The 16,515-nt window shown below is 67.3% G+C and carries 20 protein-coding genes; 5 read left to right on the forward strand and 15 right to left on the reverse strand.

The window, feature by feature from the left end:
* Positions 1-3 precede the first annotated feature (3 nt).
* From JWM94_RS04460 to JWM94_RS04485, 6 genes are read right to left on the reverse strand one after another with little or no spacing between them, the layout of a single operon-like run.
* A complete protein-coding gene (locus JWM94_RS04460; RefSeq protein WP_299422308.1) occupies positions 4-1,341 on the reverse strand; it encodes a FliI/YscN family ATPase in 1,338 nt (445 codons plus the stop codon).
* On the reverse strand, positions 1,341-2,060 hold the full coding sequence (locus JWM94_RS04465; protein WP_299422310.1) for a flagellar biosynthesis protein FliH: 720 nt from the start codon (positions 2,058-2,060) through the stop codon (positions 1,341-1,343). The genes JWM94_RS04460 and JWM94_RS04465 overlap by 1 nt, the downstream gene beginning before the upstream one ends.
* Positions 2,053-3,057 (reverse strand): flagellar motor switch protein FliG, encoded by a 1,005-nt coding sequence (gene fliG, locus JWM94_RS04470; RefSeq protein WP_299422313.1) that lies wholly within the window; start codon positions 3,055-3,057, stop codon positions 2,053-2,055. Before fliG ends, JWM94_RS04465 begins: the two co-directional genes overlap by 8 nt.
* The gene (gene fliF, locus JWM94_RS04475) at positions 3,057-4,721 is read right to left on the reverse strand and encodes a flagellar basal-body MS-ring/collar protein FliF (RefSeq protein WP_299422315.1); all 1,665 of its coding nucleotides are present in this window, start codon (positions 4,719-4,721) and stop codon (positions 3,057-3,059) included. Before fliF ends, fliG begins: the two co-directional genes overlap by 1 nt.
* 6 nt (positions 4,722-4,727) lie before the next feature.
* Positions 4,728-5,087: a flagellar hook-basal body complex protein FliE gene (gene fliE / locus JWM94_RS04480; protein ID WP_299422317.1), complete on the reverse strand. Its 360-nt coding sequence runs from the start codon at positions 5,085-5,087 to the stop codon at positions 4,728-4,730.
* On the reverse strand, positions 5,084-6,349 hold the full coding sequence (locus tag JWM94_RS04485) for a sigma 54-interacting transcriptional regulator (RefSeq protein ID WP_299422320.1): 1,266 nt from the start codon (positions 6,347-6,349) through the stop codon (positions 5,084-5,086). The genes fliE and JWM94_RS04485 overlap by 4 nt, the downstream gene beginning before the upstream one ends.
* Positions 6,350-6,632: 283 nt before the next feature.
* Between JWM94_RS04485 and JWM94_RS04490 the strand changes: the two genes are divergently transcribed.
* Positions 6,633-7,451 (forward strand): flagellin, encoded by an 819-nt coding sequence (locus tag JWM94_RS04490; protein ID WP_299422322.1) that lies wholly within the window; start codon positions 6,633-6,635, stop codon positions 7,449-7,451.
* Positions 7,452-7,565: 114 nt separating this feature from the next.
* Here JWM94_RS04490 and JWM94_RS04495 read toward each other — a convergent pair whose 3' ends face one another.
* A complete protein-coding gene (locus tag JWM94_RS04495; protein ID WP_299422325.1) occupies positions 7,566-8,225 on the reverse strand; it encodes a winged helix-turn-helix domain-containing protein in 660 nt (219 codons plus the stop codon).
* Between the two features lie 70 nt (positions 8,226-8,295).
* Here JWM94_RS04495 and JWM94_RS04500 point away from each other — a divergent pair, with 70 nt between their 5' ends.
* Entirely contained in the window at positions 8,296-8,601 is a 306-nt protein-coding gene (locus JWM94_RS04500; RefSeq protein WP_299422327.1) for an NIPSNAP family protein, read from the forward strand.
* Complete coding sequence (locus tag JWM94_RS04505; protein ID WP_299422329.1) at positions 8,598-8,939, forward strand: antibiotic biosynthesis monooxygenase; 342 nt, start codon at positions 8,598-8,600, stop codon at positions 8,937-8,939. Before JWM94_RS04500 ends, JWM94_RS04505 begins: the two co-directional genes overlap by 4 nt.
* Before the next feature lie 155 nt (positions 8,940-9,094).
* Here JWM94_RS04505 and JWM94_RS04510 read toward each other — a convergent pair whose 3' ends face one another.
* From JWM94_RS04510 to JWM94_RS04545, 8 genes are all read right to left on the reverse strand, one after another.
* Positions 9,095-9,838 carry a sigma-70 family RNA polymerase sigma factor gene (locus tag JWM94_RS04510; protein WP_299422332.1) on the reverse strand — a complete coding sequence of 248 codons (744 nt, stop codon included), beginning with the start codon at positions 9,836-9,838 and terminating at the stop codon, positions 9,095-9,097.
* The gene (gene flhA, locus JWM94_RS04515) at positions 9,835-11,910 is read right to left on the reverse strand and encodes a flagellar biosynthesis protein FlhA (RefSeq protein ID WP_299422334.1); all 2,076 of its coding nucleotides are present in this window, start codon (positions 11,908-11,910) and stop codon (positions 9,835-9,837) included. The genes JWM94_RS04510 and flhA overlap by 4 nt, the downstream gene beginning before the upstream one ends.
* On the reverse strand, positions 11,911-12,870 hold the full coding sequence (locus tag JWM94_RS04520) for a lytic transglycosylase domain-containing protein (RefSeq protein WP_299422336.1): 960 nt from the start codon (positions 12,868-12,870) through the stop codon (positions 11,911-11,913).
* A 182-nt stretch (positions 12,871-13,052) separates the two neighbouring features.
* Positions 13,053-13,367 carry a flagellar protein FlgN gene (locus JWM94_RS04525; protein WP_299422338.1) on the reverse strand — a complete coding sequence of 105 codons (315 nt, stop codon included), beginning with the start codon at positions 13,365-13,367 and terminating at the stop codon, positions 13,053-13,055.
* Positions 13,354-13,644, reverse strand: coding sequence for a flagellar biosynthesis anti-sigma factor FlgM (flgM, locus tag JWM94_RS04530; RefSeq protein ID WP_299422342.1), 291 nt, complete (start codon positions 13,642-13,644; stop codon positions 13,354-13,356). Before flgM ends, JWM94_RS04525 begins: the two co-directional genes overlap by 14 nt.
* Positions 13,645-13,706: 62 nt before the next feature.
* Positions 13,707-14,237, reverse strand: a complete 531-nt coding sequence (locus JWM94_RS04535) for a flagella basal body P-ring formation protein FlgA (protein WP_299422345.1) — start codon at positions 14,235-14,237, stop codon at positions 13,707-13,709.
* The gene (locus JWM94_RS04540; RefSeq protein WP_299422347.1) at positions 14,234-14,749 is read right to left on the reverse strand and encodes an OmpA family protein; all 516 of its coding nucleotides are present in this window, start codon (positions 14,747-14,749) and stop codon (positions 14,234-14,236) included. The genes JWM94_RS04535 and JWM94_RS04540 overlap by 4 nt, the downstream gene beginning before the upstream one ends.
* Entirely contained in the window at positions 14,746-15,414 is a 669-nt protein-coding gene (locus tag JWM94_RS04545) for a MotA/TolQ/ExbB proton channel family protein (protein ID WP_299422350.1), read from the reverse strand. The genes JWM94_RS04540 and JWM94_RS04545 overlap by 4 nt, the downstream gene beginning before the upstream one ends.
* Positions 15,415-15,627: 213 nt before the next feature.
* On the opposite strand from JWM94_RS04545, the gene flgB reads away from it, so the two are divergent.
* Positions 15,628-15,978, forward strand: a complete 351-nt coding sequence (gene flgB / locus JWM94_RS04550; protein WP_299422351.1) for a flagellar basal body rod protein FlgB — start codon at positions 15,628-15,630, stop codon at positions 15,976-15,978.
* A 1-nt stretch (position 15,979) separates the two neighbouring features.
* Positions 15,980-16,393 (forward strand): flagellar basal body rod protein FlgC, encoded by a 414-nt coding sequence (gene flgC / locus JWM94_RS04555; protein WP_299422352.1) that lies wholly within the window; start codon positions 15,980-15,982, stop codon positions 16,391-16,393.
* Positions 16,394-16,515: the final 122 nt, after the last annotated feature.

The raw sequence follows: 16,515 nt of genomic DNA on the forward strand, positions 1-16,515 counted from the left end.
TTCCTATGCGCCATGATCGCCGAAGACACCGATCAGCTCGGCGACGGCATCGTCCATCGACACCATCGAATCGGCGTCCTGACGGATATATTCCATCACCGCGGGGTGATAGGCGATGGCCGAATCGATTTCCGGATCGGCACCGCCGCGATAGGCTCCCATCAACACCAGGTCGCGATTTTCTTCATACGTCGCCAAATGCCGGCGCAGCACGCGCGCGGCGGCTATATGGTCGGGCTGGGCGATGTCGGTCATCACGCGGCTGACCGAGGGGCCGAGGTCGATCGCCGGATAGACGCCGCGCTCGGCGAGCTGGCGGCTGAGCACGATATGCCCGTCGAGAATCGACCGCGCGCTATCGACCACGGGATCGTTGCCGTCGTCGCCATCGGCCAGCACGGTGTAGATCGCGGTAATCGACCCGCCGGACTTCACGTCGGTACCGGCGCGCTCGATCAGGTTGGGCAGCATGGCGATGGCGGACGGCGGATAACCGCGCGCCGATGCGGGCTCGCCGAGCGCCAGGCCGATCTCGCGGCCGGCATGCGCAACGCGAGTCAGCGAATCCATGATGAGGAGGACTTTCTTGCCCTCGTTGCGGAAACCTTCGGCAATCGCGGTCGCCCGCAGCGCGCCGCGGATGCGGAGCACCGGCGAATGGTTGGCCGGCACGGCGACGACGACAGACCGCGCGCGCGCTTCGCCGGCTACCTTGGTCTCGAGGAAGTCGGCGACTTCGCGGCTTCGTTCGCCGATCAGCCCGATCACCACAACATCCGCTTCCGCCGCACGCACGATCATGCCGAGCAGCACCGATTTGCCGACGCCCGACCCGGCCATGATCCCGACGCGCTGGCCTTGGCCGATCGTCAGCAAGCCGTTGATCGCGCGGACGCCGACATCCATCGGCTTGAGCACGCGCCCGCGGTCGAGCGGGCCCTGTATTTTGCCGGCAAGCGGCCAGTGCTTGGCGCCGCGGACCGGGCCGAGCCCGTCGATCGGCTTGCCCGCTCCATCGACCACGCGGCCGAGTAGCGCCGAGCCAACCTCCGCCTCGCCCGGAGGCCCGATGGGCCGCACCGAGGATTGTGGGAGCAAGGCGGCGGGGCCGCCCAGATTCATCAAGAGCGTGCGGCCGTTGCGGAAGCCGATCACTTCGGCCTCGACTTTGGCGCCGTTGGCTGCACCGACCGAACAGATCGTCCCGACCGGCAAATTGAGCCCGACCGCCTCCATCAACAGTCCGTCGAACGACGCCAGCCGCCCCGAAATCTTCGGGAGCGGCGCGAACTCGGTATTGCCGAGACTGTCGAGATAGTCGGCGGTGAAACGGTTGAGCATCAGCCGGGCAGGCCCGCGCGGTCGATCGCCTGGGCGACCTGTTCGAGCCACAGATCGGGACCGTCCTCGACGATCGTCGCGGCCGATTCGAGCACGAAATGACCGCGCGCGACATGCGGGTCGGCGACGGCGAAGATTCGGTCGGGCAATTTGCCTTCGATCAGCGGCATGTCGTCCGGGTTCATCCTGAGCAGCGCCGATTCGGCGTCGTCACCGATCATCCCGGCAGCACTCGCAACCCGGCGAGTAAGCAGCTCAGCGTCAATGCCGCTTTCCCCGACCATCTTGGTCACGAGCATCAACACGGTCGCTCGCAGGTTTGCGGCAAGCCGCTCGCGGTCGACACGGCGGTCGTCGGCGAGCGCCGCAATCAATCCGTCGAGCAATGCCTGGTCGCGCTCCCCCAACCGCCCGCCATTGGCGAGCGCGGCGGCGAGGCCTTCCTCATAGCCTTGCGCGCGCGCGGTCGTCAGCGGATCGATGAAGCCGGTATTTGGCTGCGCGGCGTCGAACGGATCCCAGCCATCGGTCGGGTCGGCATCGGCGTCGGCGGGCGCGAAATGGCGCGGTTGAGCTGGATCGCCCGGCGGCGGCGGCGTGATGTCGCGCGGTGCGAACGCCACGCCCTTGGCGGCATAGGCCTGGCGCAACGCGGCGCCGGCGGCGTCGCGACGCCCGGCGAACCCGGCGACGAAACTCGACAGATTGGCCTCAGACATAATCGTCGTCGCCGCCCATCATGATCGTGCCGTCCTTGGCGAGCGCGCGTGCCTGCTGGATGATCGTCTTTTGCGCTTCGAGCACTTCGCTGAGCTTCATCGGGCCGCGCGCTTCCATTTCGTCGCGGATGCCGTCGGCGGCGCGCGAGGACATGCAGCCGAGGAAGCGCGTGCGGATGTCTTCGTCGACGCCCTTGAGCGCGCGGGTGAGGATATCGCTGTCGATGTTGCGGATCAGCGTACCGAGGTTCTTGTCGTCCATGTCGAGCAAATTCTCGAACACGAACAAGGCTTCCTCGATCGCCTTGGCGACTTCGCGGTCGATCTTGAACAGCTTCGGCATGACGCGTTGCTCGGTGGTCTTGCGCGCGCCCGACAATATCTTGGCCGCCTCGCGCGTGCCGCCGAGCGAGACGCCCGCCGATTGAGTCGAGGCATGGGTACGCCCGGCGAGCATTGTGCGCAGCGTCTCGACCGCCTCGGGGGTGATCGGCCCCAGCCGCGCGACGCGGTGTAGGATATCGGGCTGCACCGCATCCGGGAGCATTTCGAGCACCTGGCCCGCGATGACCGGATCGAGGTTGGCGATCACCACCGCGGCGATCTGCGGATGCTCCTTTTCGATCATCGCCGCGATCTCGCCGGCGTCCATCCAGTCGAGCAAGTCGATCTGACACGCCGCTTCGGGCGGGGTGATGCGCGCGAGCACGCTGTCGGCCTTTTCCTGGCCCAGCGCGCGCGTCATCACGCCTTCGATGATCGGCTTCGGGTCGAAGCCGATCGCAGTGCGCTCGCGCGCGCGACCGACAAAGTCGTCGAGCACGTCGCCGACATGGTCCTCGCCGACGTCGGCAACCGCGAACATCGCCTTGCCGAGCTGGCGGACTTCCTCCGGATCGAGCTTCTGGAGGATGGCGGCTGCCTCCTCCTCGCCGACCAGCATCATCAGCACGGCGGCGCGCTCGACGCCGGTATAGGAGCGAAAGGGGGCGTTCATCAGCGTGCATCCGCCTTGATCATGTCACGCACGGCGAGTGCAGCGCGCGCCGGGTTGTCACGCGTAAAGCCGCGCACGGTGCCGATCCGGTCGTCGAAATTCTGCGCACTTTCGAGCGCGTCGATCCCGACCGGGCCCTTGACGCCGCGTGCGCCTGCGGCGGGTACGCCGATGCCCAACGCCGCCAGGTCACGGCCACCGCGCCCCACATCGTCGCGCTTCTTGAGCAGCGCGGTGGCGAGCGGGCGGACACCCAGGAACAGCACGAGCAGCGCAATGACGAGCGCGGTCGCGTTGCGGATAATCATCGCGAACCACCCACTTTCGTAGAACGCCTGCCCGCCGCCGGTGACGGCTGCGGGGGCAAAGCGGCGGCTAACCACCGTCACCTGGTCGTTGCGCGCCGGGTCGGCGCCGACCGCCGAGCGGACGAGGTCGGTGATCTGCTGGATTTCGACCGGCGAGCGCGGCTTGCCGGTGGCGGGATCGCTGAGCGCGACCGAGACCGACAGGCGCTTGACGCTGCCCGGCGCGGCGCGCGTGACCGAGACTTCCTTGCCGAGGTCGTAGGCGCGAGCATAACTGTCCGCCGACTTGGCGGTATCGGGCACCGCCGGGGCGGCTGCGGGAGCGGCGCCAGCGGCAGCCGGCGTCGGCTGCGCAGTGGGCGCGGTCACTGTCGTCGGCCCGGGGGGCGTGTTCGACAGCGCGCCGGGGATACCCCCGGGCGCCCCGGTCGATCCGTCCTTTCCGGTCCAATTGCCCTGCTCGGCGCGCAACGCGCCGGCCTTGTCGTAGCTCTCGCGGGTCGAGCTGGTGTCGTCGAGATTGACCTCCGCCGACACTTCGGCGGTGAAATTGCCGGCCCCGACCAGCGGCGTCAACAACGTGGTCAACTTGTCGCGATATTTCTGTTCGACCTGATTCTGGAAGCGGACGCGCTCGTCATTGCCGCCATCGCCGCCCGAGGGCTTGGAGAGCAGCGACCCCGCCTGGTCGACGATCGTCACGCCTTCGGGCTTCATCCCCGGCACCGACGAGGCGACGAGATTGACGATCGAGGCGACTTGCGCGTCGCTGAGCGACCGGCCGCCCTGGAGCTTCAGGATGACGCTGGCGGTCGGCGCGGCATTGTCGCGGACGAACACGGTGTTTTCTGGGACGGCGAGATGCACGCGCGCCTCGGCCACCGCGTCGATATCCTCGATCGAGCGCGCCAGTTCGGTCTCGCGCGCCTGGCGAAGGCGTTCGCCCTCGACCGCGCGGCTGGTGCCCATCGGTAGATTGTCGAGGATCGCATAACCGGCGGGCGCCGACTTGGGCAGGCCCTGACCGGCGAGCAGCATCCGCGCCTTCGAATAATCGCTTTCCGACACCGTCACCGAATCGGTCGATTCGTCGAGCCGCCCGGTGATGCCGCCGGTCTTGAGCGCGGAGATCACCGCCGATTTGTCGCTGTCGGGCAGGTTGGAGAACAGCGTCTTCTGCGTCGGCGTCGACAGCATGAACCACGCAAGCGCGGCAGACGCGATCAGCCCGACCATGAAGATCATGGGAAGGCTGCGCTTGACCGCGGGCTGGGCCAGCATGACGCGCATCTGGCTCAGCGGGTTGGCGAAGCCTTGGTTGCCCGTGTCGGGCAGCGGAGTGAGGGCTGTGGTCATGATCGATTACACCGGCATGCTCATGATGTCCTTGTAGGCGGACAGCAGTTTGTTGCGGACTTGCAGAGTCGCCTCGAAGCTGACCGACGCCTGTTGGCGGGCCAGCATCACCTTGGCGATGTCGATCGTTTCGCCGCGCTCGTACGAGGCGGAGATGTCGGAAGCCGCGTTCTGGCTCTCGTTGACGCTTTGCAGCGCGCTCGACAGCGAATCCGCGAAGGTTGTTGGCCCGGTCGCAGCGGGGGCGTTGACACCGGCCGACGCATTGACCCGGGCCAGCGCCTGGTTGCGTTCGAGAATCTGCGCGCGCAGCGCCATCACGCGATCGACGCTCATCGCGCCGTCGACTCCGCCGATTCCGCTCATGCCGACATCCTATTGCTGCGGGTGATGTCCTCACCCTGTTCGCGCGCCTTCGCCAGGCGATAGCGGAGCGTGCGCTCCGAAATGCCGAGCCGCCTGGCCGTTTCGATCCGGCTGCCGCCGCACGCGGCGAGCGTTTCGCGGATCGCGTGGAATTCGCTGAACTGGACGACGTTCGCCAGCGTATCGCCGTTCGACCGCGCCGGAATGGCGTCGGCCTGCGGCGTCGGGCGTCGGTCGAACACGATATGGCTCGCGCCGATCGTATCGCCGGCGGCGAACAGTAGAGCGCGCTGGATGACGTTTTCGAGCTCGCGGACGTTGCCCGGCCAATCGTGCGCCATCAGCATCGCGACTGCGTGACTGTCCGGCCACGGGATCGACGGACGCGTGCCGGCATGGCGCAAGATCATCGCCGCGGTCAGCGCCGGAATATCCTGCGGCCGTTCGGCGAGCGGGCGCGTGGTCAGCGGGAACACCGACAAGCGGTAATAAAGGTCGGCACGGAAGCGACCGGCGGCGACTTCTTCCTGAAGGTCGCGGTTGGCGCAGGCGATGATGCGGACATCGACCGGGATCGCCTGGGTCGCGCCGATCGGAATAACCTCACGCTCCTGGAGCACGCGGAGCAGCTTGGCTTGCAGGCCCAGCGGCATCTCGGCGATTTCGTCGAGCAGCAACGTCCCGCCGTCGGCGGCGCGGAAAAACCCGTCACCGCCCGACGAGGCACCGGTGAAGGCGCCCTTCTGGTGGCCGAACAGCAATGCTTCGAGCATGGTTTCCGGGAGCGCCGCGCAATTGATCGCAATGAATGCCTTGTCGCGGCGCGACGAGGCGCGGTGGATGGTGCGCGCAATCACTTCCTTGCCGGTACCGGTCGGGCCGTTGACGAGAACGGTGATGTCGGCGTCGGCGACGCGCTCCGCCAACGCGAACAGCGCGAGGCTCTCCGGATCGGCGGCAGTCGGCGCGTCGGGACCGGCGGCGAAAGCGTGCGCGAAGGCGTTGCCGATCGCCGCGTCGCCGGCGCCGAACGCGAGACGGGCGGGAGAATTATCGGTCGCGCGGGTGAAACCGCGGCCTTCGTCGGCGATCACCAAGGTCCGCGCGGCAATCGGCGGGGTTTCTCCGTCCATCACCAGGAAGATGTCGCTCGCCCCCGGCCGTGCGCCATCGGCCGCGACGCTCAGCCCCTGGGCCTTGAGCGACGAGACCATCGCATATTTTTGCCGAACAATCGCGGCGGAGGGGAAAATCGAACGCATCCACATCATCCTTTCGTATGAGTGGAGATGCGTCACATACGGTAAACAGGTGGTTAAGCATGTTGCCGGAAGCGGCAAGAAATTACCGGCGCCGGGACGTGCACGCGTGGGCGTACGCGCGCGCGGACAAGGGAAAGCGGACGCGAACGGCAAACCTTACCCAAAATGGGCCATGCCAAATAAAAATACTTAATGTCAGTTCGAACCGGCCGTTTCTCTCCTGTGACGGCTCAGCTCTCCGATTGGGGGCGGCGGAGAACGTCGGAGCAAATGGAGACGACCAATGACCGTAATTGGAACCAATGTCGGCGCGCTGCGCGCCGCGAATGCGTCGATGGGTGCCAACAGCGCGCTCAACACGGCGATGGAGCGCCTGTCGACCGGCAAGCGCATCAACTCGGCGAAGGACGATGCCGCCGGCGTCGCGATCGCTTCTTCGATGACTTCGCAGATCCGTGGTATGAACCAGGCGATCCGCAACGCCAACGACGGCATGTCGATGGCGCAGACCGCCGACGGCGCGCTGAACGAAGTGACCAACATGCTGCAGCGTATCCGCGAGTTGGCGGTTCAGTCGGCGTCGGGCACGTACGGCGACGACGACCGCACCAACATGCAGACCGAAGTCGCCGCGCTGACCACGCAGATCACCAACGTCCTGTCGAACACGCAGTTCAACAAGGTCAACCTGTTCACCGGCGACGCCGGCGACAGCGGTGACGTGACGATCCAGACCGGCTCGAGCGCCGCCGATACGGTTACCGTGTCGTTCGCGGAAATCGACCTGTCGGACGCCACGGGCGTCGACATCTCCGATGCCGGCGATGCGTCGGACGCGCTCGAGACGATCGACGACGCGATCACGACGGTCAACACGGCGCGTGCCGGCTTCGGTGCGGCGCAGAGCCAGCTGCAGTCGGTCGTGACCAACCTGTCGGACAACGTGACCAACCTGAGCGACGCGCGCAGCCGCATCGAAGACGCCGACTTCGGCGCCGAATCGACCAATCTGGCGAAGGCGCAGATCCTGGCCCAGGCATCGACCGCGATGCTGGCCCAGGCCAACCAGAGTGCCCAGTCCGTTCTCAAGCTGCTCCAGTAATCCGGGCACGCTAGAGGTACGGCTCCGGCATCCCGCCCCCCTTCATACGGGGTGCCGGAGCCGAACACGGAACCCCGGTGGTCGTAAGACCGCCGGGGTTTTGTGTTGTTGGTGCTAGTTCAATCCAAACAAGGCATCGAACGCGATTATGCCCATTGGCGAGAAGCGCACCACCCGCCCCTCGCCACGCGCCGCCCAGCCTTGGTCGATCGCGCGCGTCAGGATCGCGGCGCCCAGCACGCCGCCGAGATGGTGGCGCCGCTCGCTCCAATCGAGGCACGTTCGGCAGAACGGGCGGAGGCCATCGCCTTTGACGAAATCGCGGGTCGCGAACCACGCGCGGCCAGCATCGGTCAGCGCGTCGTCCGCCATCAGGCCGCGGGCCGCCAGCGACGATGCCAGCATCACCGCGCGTTCGCCGGCCAAATGGTCGTAGCACACCCGCGCCTCACGCAGCGCAGCGTCGCGCGGCCCCGTGCGCACGCGCACCGCGCCGGTCCGCTGCGCCAGCCCCATCAGCGCTTCGAGCGTGTCGGCGACATCGCCGCCAGACAGCCGCAGATAGCGGTGCCTTCCCTGCTTCTCGGCGGCGAGCAGCCCAGACTGTTCGAGCCGGGCGAGATGTCCGCTCGCGGTGGGGAGCGCGACGCCGCCCGCTTCGGCCAGCTCGCTCACGGTCAGCGCGCGACCGTCCATCAGCGCGGTCAGCATATTGGCGCGCGCGGGATCGCCGATCAGTGCCGCGATCGCGGCGATATTGGGTCCATCTTTCATGGTTCGGTCTTAGCCGAACCATCGCCGCGCTGGAATCGCTAAAGTGTGCCGACACTTTGGAGAAGACCGAATGATTACCTGCATCATCCGCTACGATATCGAGCCGTGGGGCCGCGACGCGTTCGTCGATTATGCGCGAACCTGGGGCGAGGCGATCCCGCGCTGCGGCGCCGATCTGATCGGCTATTTCGCGCCGCACGAAGGGTCGGCGACAACTGCTTACGGAATCTATGACATCGCGGACCTCGCCGAATACGAAGCGTATCGCGCGCGATTGAAGGCGGACCCGCTGGGACAGCAGAACTTCGCTTTCGCGCAAAAGGGGCGCTTCATTCGCCGCGAGGATCGCCTCTTCCTGCAACGGGTCGACCGATGATCGCGGTTATCTTCGAGGTCGAGCCCGCCGACCGGCAGGCCTATCTCGACCGCGCCGCCGCGCTCAAGTCCGAGCTCGAAGACGTCGACGGGTTCGTGTCGATCGAGCGGTTCGAAAGCCTGACGCAGCCGGGCAAGATCCTGTCGCTGAGCTTCTTTCGCGACGAAGCCGCGGTCGCCGCGTGGCGCAACACGCCGCATCATCGCGACGCGCAGGCGGCTGGGCGTGGCGGTGTGCTGGCCGATTACCGGCTGCGCGTCGCCGAGGTGGTGCGCGACTATGGCATGACCGAGCGAGCGGAGGCGCCTACCGACAGCCGCGCGGTGCACGACGACTAGACTGACCGAATAACCAAAAAAGCCGTCACCCCGGCCTTGTGCCGGGGTCCACTGTGCCGCGAGCGTTCCGCAAGAGGCTGTTACTCACCGCCAAGCCGCCTGGTGGACCCCGGCACAAGGCCGGGGTGACGGTGCGGAAAATAGCGCTTGGCCAGCTAGACCGACTTGCCCAGCGCCCGCTTCAGCCGCGCGTGCGCCGACGCCTTGATCTGGCATACTCGCGCGGCGCCGACGCCGAGCACCTGGCCGATTTCCTCGAGGTTGAGCTCCTCGACATAATAAAGCTGGACGACCTGCGCCTCGCGCTCGGGCAGCGCGGCGATCGCGGCGATGAGCGCGTCGCGCAGACCGGCTTCCGCGAGCTGGTCGAACGCGTTGGGTTCGTCGGACATGAACCACGGGCCGTCGTCGGTGTAGACGTCGTCGAGCGAGTCGAACCTGACCGCCTCCGCGCCGGCATAGTCGGCGCGCAACTTTTCGATGGAGACACCGAGTTTCTCGGCGACTGCGGCGTCGCTCGGCGGGACGCGATCGATTGTCAGCGCGGCGACGATCTCCTGATATTGCTTGCGGCGGCGCATCGCGCCACGCGTCAGCGTTGCCTGGCGGCGGAGCTGGTCGATCATCGCGCCGCGCAGGCGCGTGGCGAGATATTGTTCGAAGGTCACTTGCCCGCGATCCTCGAACCCGTGGATCGCCTCGACCAGCGCGACGAGCCCGATCTGGACCAGATCCTCGACCTCGCACACGCCCGAAATGCTGCCGTGGACATGCCACGCGATGCGGCGGACCAGCGGCGCGTGCTTGCGCACGAGTATATCGACATCGGCCTTGGCCACGCGGCCATAGGTCAAGGGTTGGGCGTCCGCGAACGCGGCGCGCATCGGTTCGGCGCTCATGCCGCAATCGCCTGAGGGGCACCGATCACGGCGACGACTTCGACGGCCTTCTCTTCCGGCACCTCGAAGAAGCTCATCACCGGCGTGTCGGGCAGGCACGTCTTGACCAATTTGCGGATCGCGAGGCGGATCGCGGGCTGAACGACGAGCGCGAACGGCTTGGCCTCGGCGATCAGCGGGCCGGCGGCCTGTTGCAGCGCATCGACGATGCGGCGGCCGAGATCGGGCTCGATCGTGTGGCGGCGCGACGGGTCGGAGCGAACCGCCTGGCCGAGCAGCCCCTCGAGCTGTCCCTCGAGCGTCATCACGCGCAACGGTTCGTGGACGCCGCACAATTTGCCGATGATCAGTCCGCCGAGATCCGGACGGATCGCCTCGACGATTTCCTCGGCGTCGGTGGTCTTCTGCGCGGCGACCGCGATGGCGGCGGCGATGCGGCGGAATTCCTTGAGCGCGACGCCTTCCGCCAGCAGTCCCTTGAGGACTTGCGTCAGCGTGGTCAGCGGGAGCGGTGCCGGGGTCAGCGCGGCGACCAGTTGCGGGCTCTTTTCCTTCAAGCCGTCGAGCAACGCCTGGACCTCGTCGGCACCGAGCAGGTCGGCGGCGTTCTGGCTCAATTGATGGTTGAGATGGGTCGCCATCACGGTGCCCGAATCAACCACCAGATAGCCCTGCCCCGTCGCGGCATCGGCGTCGCCGGGCGAAATCCACGTCGCGTCGAGCCCGAAGGTGGGATCCTTGGCCTTCTTGCCGTGGAGTTCGCCGAAGCCTTGGCCCGTGTCGAGCGCGAGCATCTCGTCCGCCGACGCCTGATCCTCGCCGACGACGACCCCGCCGACAAGGATGCGATAGGTATAAGGCGCGAGGTTGATGTCGTCGCGCACGCGGACCTGCGGCACGACGAAGCCGAGTTCCTTCGACAGCTGGCGCCGCACCCCGGTGATCCGCCCCATCAACGGCGCACCGCGGCGTTCGTCGACCAGCGGGACCAGGCCGTAGCCGATATCGAGATTGATCTGCATCCCGTCGGACACATCCTCCCAACCTATCTTCGAGAGATCGGGGGCGGGGGCGGCGGCGGCGGGCGGCGGCGGGCGCTTGGCGATCTGGCGCAATTTCCACGCGGCAAACCCGGCGAGGCTCGCGGCCGACAGCAGCACCATGTGCGGCATGCCGGGCAGCACGCCGAGGATGCCGAGGATGCCGGCGACAGGCGTCCAGGTGCGTGGGCTACCGAACTGGCTGCCGATCTGGCCGGCGAGGTCGTGGGTCGAGGTGACGCGGGTGACGATCGCGGCGGCGGCGATCGACAGCATCAGGCTGGGTAATTGCGCGACCAGCGCGTCGCCGATCGCGAGCAGAACATAGGTATGCGCGGCGTCGCCGAGCGACAGGCCGTGGCTGACCGGCCCCAAAATCAGCCCGCCGATGATGTTGGCGAACAGGATCAGCAAAGCGGCGACCGCGTCGCCCTTCACGAACTTGGACGAACCGTCCATCGACCCGTAGAAATCGGCCTCGGTCGACACTTCGACGCGGCGTGCCTTGGCCTCCTCGGGGGTGATCAGCCCGGCGTTGAGGTCGGCGTCGATCGCCATCTGCTTGCCGGGCAAGGCGTCGAGGGTGAAGCGCGCGGAAACTTCGGACACGCGGCCCGCGCCCTTGGTCACCACGATCAGGTTGATGATCACGAGGATCGCGAAGACGAAGATGCCGACGACGTAATCGCCGCCGATCAGGAACGTCCCGAACGCCTCGATCACGTGCCCCGCCGCAGCTTCGCCCTCATGCCCGTGAACCAGCACGACGCGGGTCGAGGCGACGTTGAGGCCGAGACGGAACAGCGTGGCGAACAGCAGCACCGAGGGAAACGCCGAGAAATCGAGCGGCTTCTGCGCGTTGAGCGCGACCATCAGCACCGCGAGGCTGATCGCGATGTTGGCGACGAAGAAGATGTCGAGCATGACCGCCGGGATCGGCACGACCATGACGCAGACCAGCAGCAGGATCGCCAGCGGCAGGAAAACGTGGCGGAGATTGCCGCCGAAAAACTTGTTCGAAATCGTTGGCACTTAGCCCCCCAGGCTCGCGAGCATCATGTACGCCAGCCGCGCATTGGTCGGCGTCGGGCGGAGAAGGTTGGTCGAATCGGTCGCCGCACCGGGAAGGCCCGGGGCGGTTGTCGCCGCCGCCGGATTGACCCGGGCGAGCGCCGCCTTGGCCCAGGCCGCGGCGCTTTGAACATTGTCGCCCGATCCGGCGATGACGGTCGCGCCACCGATATCGGTCATCGCCGCGAGCGACGCGAAATTGGCCTTGGCGGTGGCGAAATCGCCGCCCCGCCCGATCGCCGGGATCAGCCCCGGATTGCCGCTGAGCGTATCCGAGGCGAGGCTGGTCGCGCCGACGCTGGCCGCACCCTTGTCGAGCTTGGCGGCGAAGCGCTGATAGATATCGCCCAGACTGCGCGCGTTGCCGCCGGCGTCGTAGAAGATCGAGCGGTTGGCGCGCGCGGCGGCGGGGAACATCGCCGCGCCCGAGACGCCGGGATTGACCTGCATCGTCTTGAGGAACGAGCGCGCGCCGCCGAGCCCTAGAAAATGCGCCATGTAGAGATCGGTGCCGGTCGCACCGCGGCCGAGCGATCCTTCGAGCGATGCCTTGTTGTCGGAAGCCGATTCGGCGGCCATCGAGGCGGAGACGGCGGGGTTGTTGCGCAGATCGAGGATCGCGCGCCGCATCGCCGGGTCGCTGACGGTGAGGCGGCCGTTGGCGCCGCGGGTGATCGCATCGGCCGCCCAGCCCAGGCCGTGCTCGCCGCCGTGTTGCTTGACGACGCCGAGCCAGCTTTGATCGATGAATTGATAAAGCCCGGTGGCCGACGACGTGCCGGCGCGCGCGGTCGGGTTCAGCCCGCTTTCGAGCTGGGCCTGGCCGAGCAGATAATCGAAGTCGATTCCGGTCGCCTGGCTCGCTTGCGCGATTGCCGACCGGACGTTGCCCCAATTCCCCGAGATTGCTTCGACGCCCATCGGCCCCTTTGGTGACTGCCCCTAGTGGGAATCAGTTCAGCAAGGGCCGTGCCAACTCCCCAGTCCGTCATCCTCGCGAAAGCGGGGACCCAGCTTCCAAGGCATCCGCATCGTCACGCCGGGGTTGATTGCCGAGAGCGATCAAGCTGGATCCCCGCTTTCGCGGGGATGACGAAGGAGGGTCAGGCGTACGCCGCCACGCGGCCGTTGGGGCGATACCCACCGGCATCACCGGCAAGCATTTGCAGCCTGCGGCGCACGTTTGCCGCCAGCAGATTGACGTAGATGCGCGCGGTTTCGTTGAGGCGCTGCGCTTCCTCGGCGAGTTCGCGCACGTCGGGTTCGAGCCCGCCGCCATTGATCGCGCCAAGCTGTTCAATCGCGACCAGCTTGTCGCGCGTCGCCTTGTCGAGCGCGGCCACGTCGTTCGCCTTCATCGCCGCGATTTCGGCGTGGAGCGCATCGATCACGCGGATCAGGCCGTCACGCCGGGTCATGCGACATCCAGTCGTAGCGCAGTGAGAGCAATTGATCCGCGATCGTCGCAGGCAGGATCGGAAAGGTGCCGTCGGCGATCGCGCGCTTGATCCGCGCGACGCGATCCGTATCGACCGGGGGCTGCGCGGCAAGCTGGCCGGCGAGTTGCGCGACCGGCGACGCCTGGTGATCCACATCCGTCGCCAACACGAGTTTCGGCGGCGCCACGACCGGCGATACCGGCGCGACGCGAAGGTCGGTGGGCGTTGAGCCCTTCGGTCCGATCGGATCGACCATGGTCCACCTTGTGTCTAACTCGGATCATCGAACGACTGCCTGTTCCAAATCTTTAGAAAAAATTATTCCCCGCCCGGGATCAACGCCTTGCCGGGTTCGGTCGCGATCGCCTGGATCGGCGGCTTGCCGTCCTGGACCTTGATCAGCACGCGCCCGCCGACGGGCGCATCGTTGACCGCGATGCCGTCGCGCTCGACCGAAAAGCCTTCGGTGCCTGCAGTCACCGAGACCGGATCGCCGCGCTTGATGACGATGACCGGCTTGGCCGCAGGCGCCGCGACCGGCGCGAGCGGGCTCGGCTCGACCACTGCCGGGGCGGCCATGCGGACCGGCACGAAGATGCGCCATTCGGGGTCGGGGCACGCCACGACCACCGAATCGTGCGCGGGCGTCCGCCAATTCATCGTCACCATCGCGCAGCTCGTCAGCTTGAGCCGCGTATCGACCGGCGTGCGCGCGCCGCCATCCTCGCCGATCGCGCGGCCGGTGAAGCCCGCGACGGCCTTGTCGATCATCGCGGTGCTCTGGAAGGTCTGCGCGGCGGCAGGCGTTGCCGCGACCAGCACGGCAAGAGTGACTATCGAGCGGATCATGGTTTTGTCCTGTTCGGGTCGCCGGTGAAGCTGACCGTGACGAGCGCGTTGCGCCGGCCGGTGCCGGCGGCGGCGATGATGAGGCGGTCGGCGGCGATGCCGTGGTTTATAAGGTAGGCGGCGACCGCGCGGGCACGATCGGCGGCGAGCAAGTCCGCACTGCCGGTCGCGGGATCGACATCGCTTTGCCCCATCGTACCGCCGCTCACGCGCAGGCTCGCGCGCGGGTCGTGCAAATTGACGGTGGCGAATTCGGCGAGCGCGGCTGGCGATTGCGGGACTGCCGAGCCGGGCGCGAACGCAACGGCGGCGGCGGCGAGCGGGATCGGGTCCGGTTTGACGCTATCGACGACGGCGCCGCCGAACCCTTCGCGCAATCCCTTGGCGAGCGCCTGGCGGTCGGTCGCCTGGACCAGCACGAAAAACCCGACCAGCAACAAAGCGAGATCGGCGAGCGTCCACAGCCACAACGGCCGCGCGGGCGGCGGATCGAGGAGCGCGTCGTCGCTCATGCCGCGACGACACTCATGATAGCGGCGGCGCGCGGCTGGCCGTATTCGGCGAGCGCGGCAAGCGGCGCGACCAGCCGCGAGCGTTCCTCCGCCTCGGCGCGCGCGCGGCGGCGCAGACGAACCGCAATCGGCATCGCGATCAGATTGGCGATCAGCGCGCCGTAGAGCGTCGCGAGCAAGGCGACCGCCATCCCCGCACCGATCGCCTTGGGATCGGTCATCGACAGGAACATCTTCACCAGCCCGACCAACGTGCCGACCATCCCCATCGCCGGCGCGACCTCTGCCATCCCCGCCCACATGTCGGCGGCGGCGGCGTGGCGCAGGATGCGCGCGCGGCGGCGTTCGTCGAGCAGCCGCGTGATTTCGGCAGGCGTCGCGCCATCGACGATCTCGGCGATCGCGGCAGCAACGTCCTTGTCGGCGATCACCGAGCGGTCGAGCGTGTGGACGCCGTGGCGCTTGGCGATGCGGCCGAGTGCGGCGGCCTGATCGATCAACGGCGTCGCGTCGAGCGTTCGCCGCGGCAGCGTAGCCAGCGCGGCGATGCCCCGGCCGACGTCGCGGAGCGGCGTACGCAGCAACGTCGCGGCCAGCGTGCCACCGGCGACGATGCCGATCGCGGCGGGATCGATGAACGGAGCGAACGTATCGGGCGTGATCATGCGCGTAGTTCTGCAAGCTGCGGGCCAGTTTGCCTGCGCGTCCGCGCGCTCTTCGCCAAACGGCAATCGCTTCACCGAACCGGCAACCGGATTGCCGCCGACCGGCAAAGGCTTGCCGCTTTTCGCCCGACACGGAGAGCAAATCCACCCTTGAGCGCACTTGGCACGGGCTTTGCTGAACTCTCGCGCAGGAATTAACGCGAGGACCGGCACATGGCCGACAACAGTCTGTTCGGAATACACGGGGCGGCGCTCGAAGTGCGCGGCCAGCGCATGGGTATCCTGGCGTCGAACATCGCCAACGCCTCGACCCCCGGGTTCAAGGCGCGCGACATCGATTTTCAGCGCGCGATGGCCGCGGCGCAGGGCGGCAGCGTCGATGACGGCGCGATCGCCGGCGCGACGATGTACCGCGTCCCGCTCCAGCCCAGCCTCGACGGCAACACCGTCGACCTGTCGACCGAGCAGACCGCCTTCGCCGAAAACGCCGTCCAGTATCAGACGACGCTGTCGTTCCTGAACGGGCGGATCGGCCAGATCACCCGCGCGCTGAGGGGGGAATAAGATGCCCAACGGACCGCTGACGATCTTCCAGGTATCGGGCCGCGCGATGTCCGCGCAGCTCGTGCGGATGAACACCACCGCCTCCAACCTGGCCAATGCCGGGTCGGTCGCGAGCTCGGCCGAGACCGCATACCGCACGATCAAGCCGGTGTTCCGCACCAGCTTCGACAAGGCGAGCGGCATGTCGACGGTCGATGTCGAGAGCGTGGTGTCCGCGGGCGACGCGCCGACCAAGCGCTACGACCCGACCAACCCGATCGCCGACAAGGACGGCAACGTCTGGGAATCGAACGTCGATGAAACGCGCGAACTGGTCGACATGATGGAGACCGCGCGCGGGTACCAGAACAACGTCGAAGTCATGCAGACCGCCAAGTCGCTGATCGTCGACACGCTCAAACTCGGGAAAGCATAATGACCACGCCATTCGACACCACGCTCGCCAATATCGGCATCGCCCGCAGCGGCAGCGCCGCGACCCCGACCGTCTCGACCGCCGCGTCGCAGACGCTCGGCCAGGCCGATTTCCTCAAGCTG

It is taken from the genome of Sphingomonas bacterium, from assembly GCF_028289855.1.
Taxonomy (GTDB): Bacteria; Pseudomonadota; Alphaproteobacteria; order Sphingomonadales; family Sphingomonadaceae; genus Sphingomonas.

Excerpts from the sequence above, each read along its gene's own strand:
- JWM94_RS04540 (WP_299422347.1), bottom strand. The coding sequence starts at position 14,749 with ATGAGCGACGACGCGCTCCTCGATCCGCCGCCCGCGCGGCCGTTGTGG.
- fliE (WP_299422317.1), bottom strand. The coding sequence starts at position 5,087 with ATGAGCGGAATCGGCGGAGTCGACGGCGCGATGAGCGTCGATCGCGTG.
- JWM94_RS04520 (WP_299422336.1), bottom strand. The coding sequence starts at position 12,870 with ATGGGCGTCGAAGCAATCTCGGGGAATTGGGGCAACGTCCGGTCGGCA.
- JWM94_RS04500 (WP_299422327.1), top strand. The coding sequence starts at position 8,296 with ATGATTACCTGCATCATCCGCTACGATATCGAGCCGTGGGGCCGCGAC.
- JWM94_RS04510 (WP_299422332.1), bottom strand. The coding sequence starts at position 9,838 with ATGAGCGCCGAACCGATGCGCGCCGCGTTCGCGGACGCCCAACCCTTG.
- JWM94_RS04495 (WP_299422325.1), bottom strand. The coding sequence starts at position 8,225 with ATGAAAGATGGACCCAATATCGCCGCGATCGCGGCACTGATCGGCGAT.
- flgB (WP_299422351.1), top strand. The coding sequence starts at position 15,628 with ATGGCCGACAACAGTCTGTTCGGAATACACGGGGCGGCGCTCGAAGTG.
- JWM94_RS04485 (WP_299422320.1), bottom strand. The coding sequence starts at position 6,349 with ATGCGTTCGATTTTCCCCTCCGCCGCGATTGTTCGGCAAAAATATGCG.
- JWM94_RS04525 (WP_299422338.1), bottom strand. The coding sequence starts at position 13,367 with ATGACCCGGCGTGACGGCCTGATCCGCGTGATCGATGCGCTCCACGCC.
- JWM94_RS04465 (WP_299422310.1), bottom strand. The coding sequence starts at position 2,060 with ATGTCTGAGGCCAATCTGTCGAGTTTCGTCGCCGGGTTCGCCGGGCGT.
- flgM (WP_299422342.1), bottom strand. The coding sequence starts at position 13,644 with ATGGTCGATCCGATCGGACCGAAGGGCTCAACGCCCACCGACCTTCGC.
- fliF (WP_299422315.1), bottom strand. The coding sequence starts at position 4,721 with ATGACCACAGCCCTCACTCCGCTGCCCGACACGGGCAACCAAGGCTTC.
- JWM94_RS04460 (WP_299422308.1), bottom strand. The coding sequence starts at position 1,341 with ATGCTCAACCGTTTCACCGCCGACTATCTCGACAGTCTCGGCAATACC.
- flgC (WP_299422352.1), top strand. The coding sequence starts at position 15,980 with ATGCCCAACGGACCGCTGACGATCTTCCAGGTATCGGGCCGCGCGATG.
- fliG (WP_299422313.1), bottom strand. The coding sequence starts at position 3,057 with ATGAACGCCCCCTTTCGCTCCTATACCGGCGTCGAGCGCGCCGCCGTG.
- JWM94_RS04545 (WP_299422350.1), bottom strand. The coding sequence starts at position 15,414 with ATGATCACGCCCGATACGTTCGCTCCGTTCATCGATCCCGCCGCGATC.
- JWM94_RS04505 (WP_299422329.1), top strand. The coding sequence starts at position 8,598 with ATGATCGCGGTTATCTTCGAGGTCGAGCCCGCCGACCGGCAGGCCTAT.
- JWM94_RS04490 (WP_299422322.1), top strand. The coding sequence starts at position 6,633 with ATGACCGTAATTGGAACCAATGTCGGCGCGCTGCGCGCCGCGAATGCG.
- JWM94_RS04535 (WP_299422345.1), bottom strand. The coding sequence starts at position 14,237 with ATGATCCGCTCGATAGTCACTCTTGCCGTGCTGGTCGCGGCAACGCCT.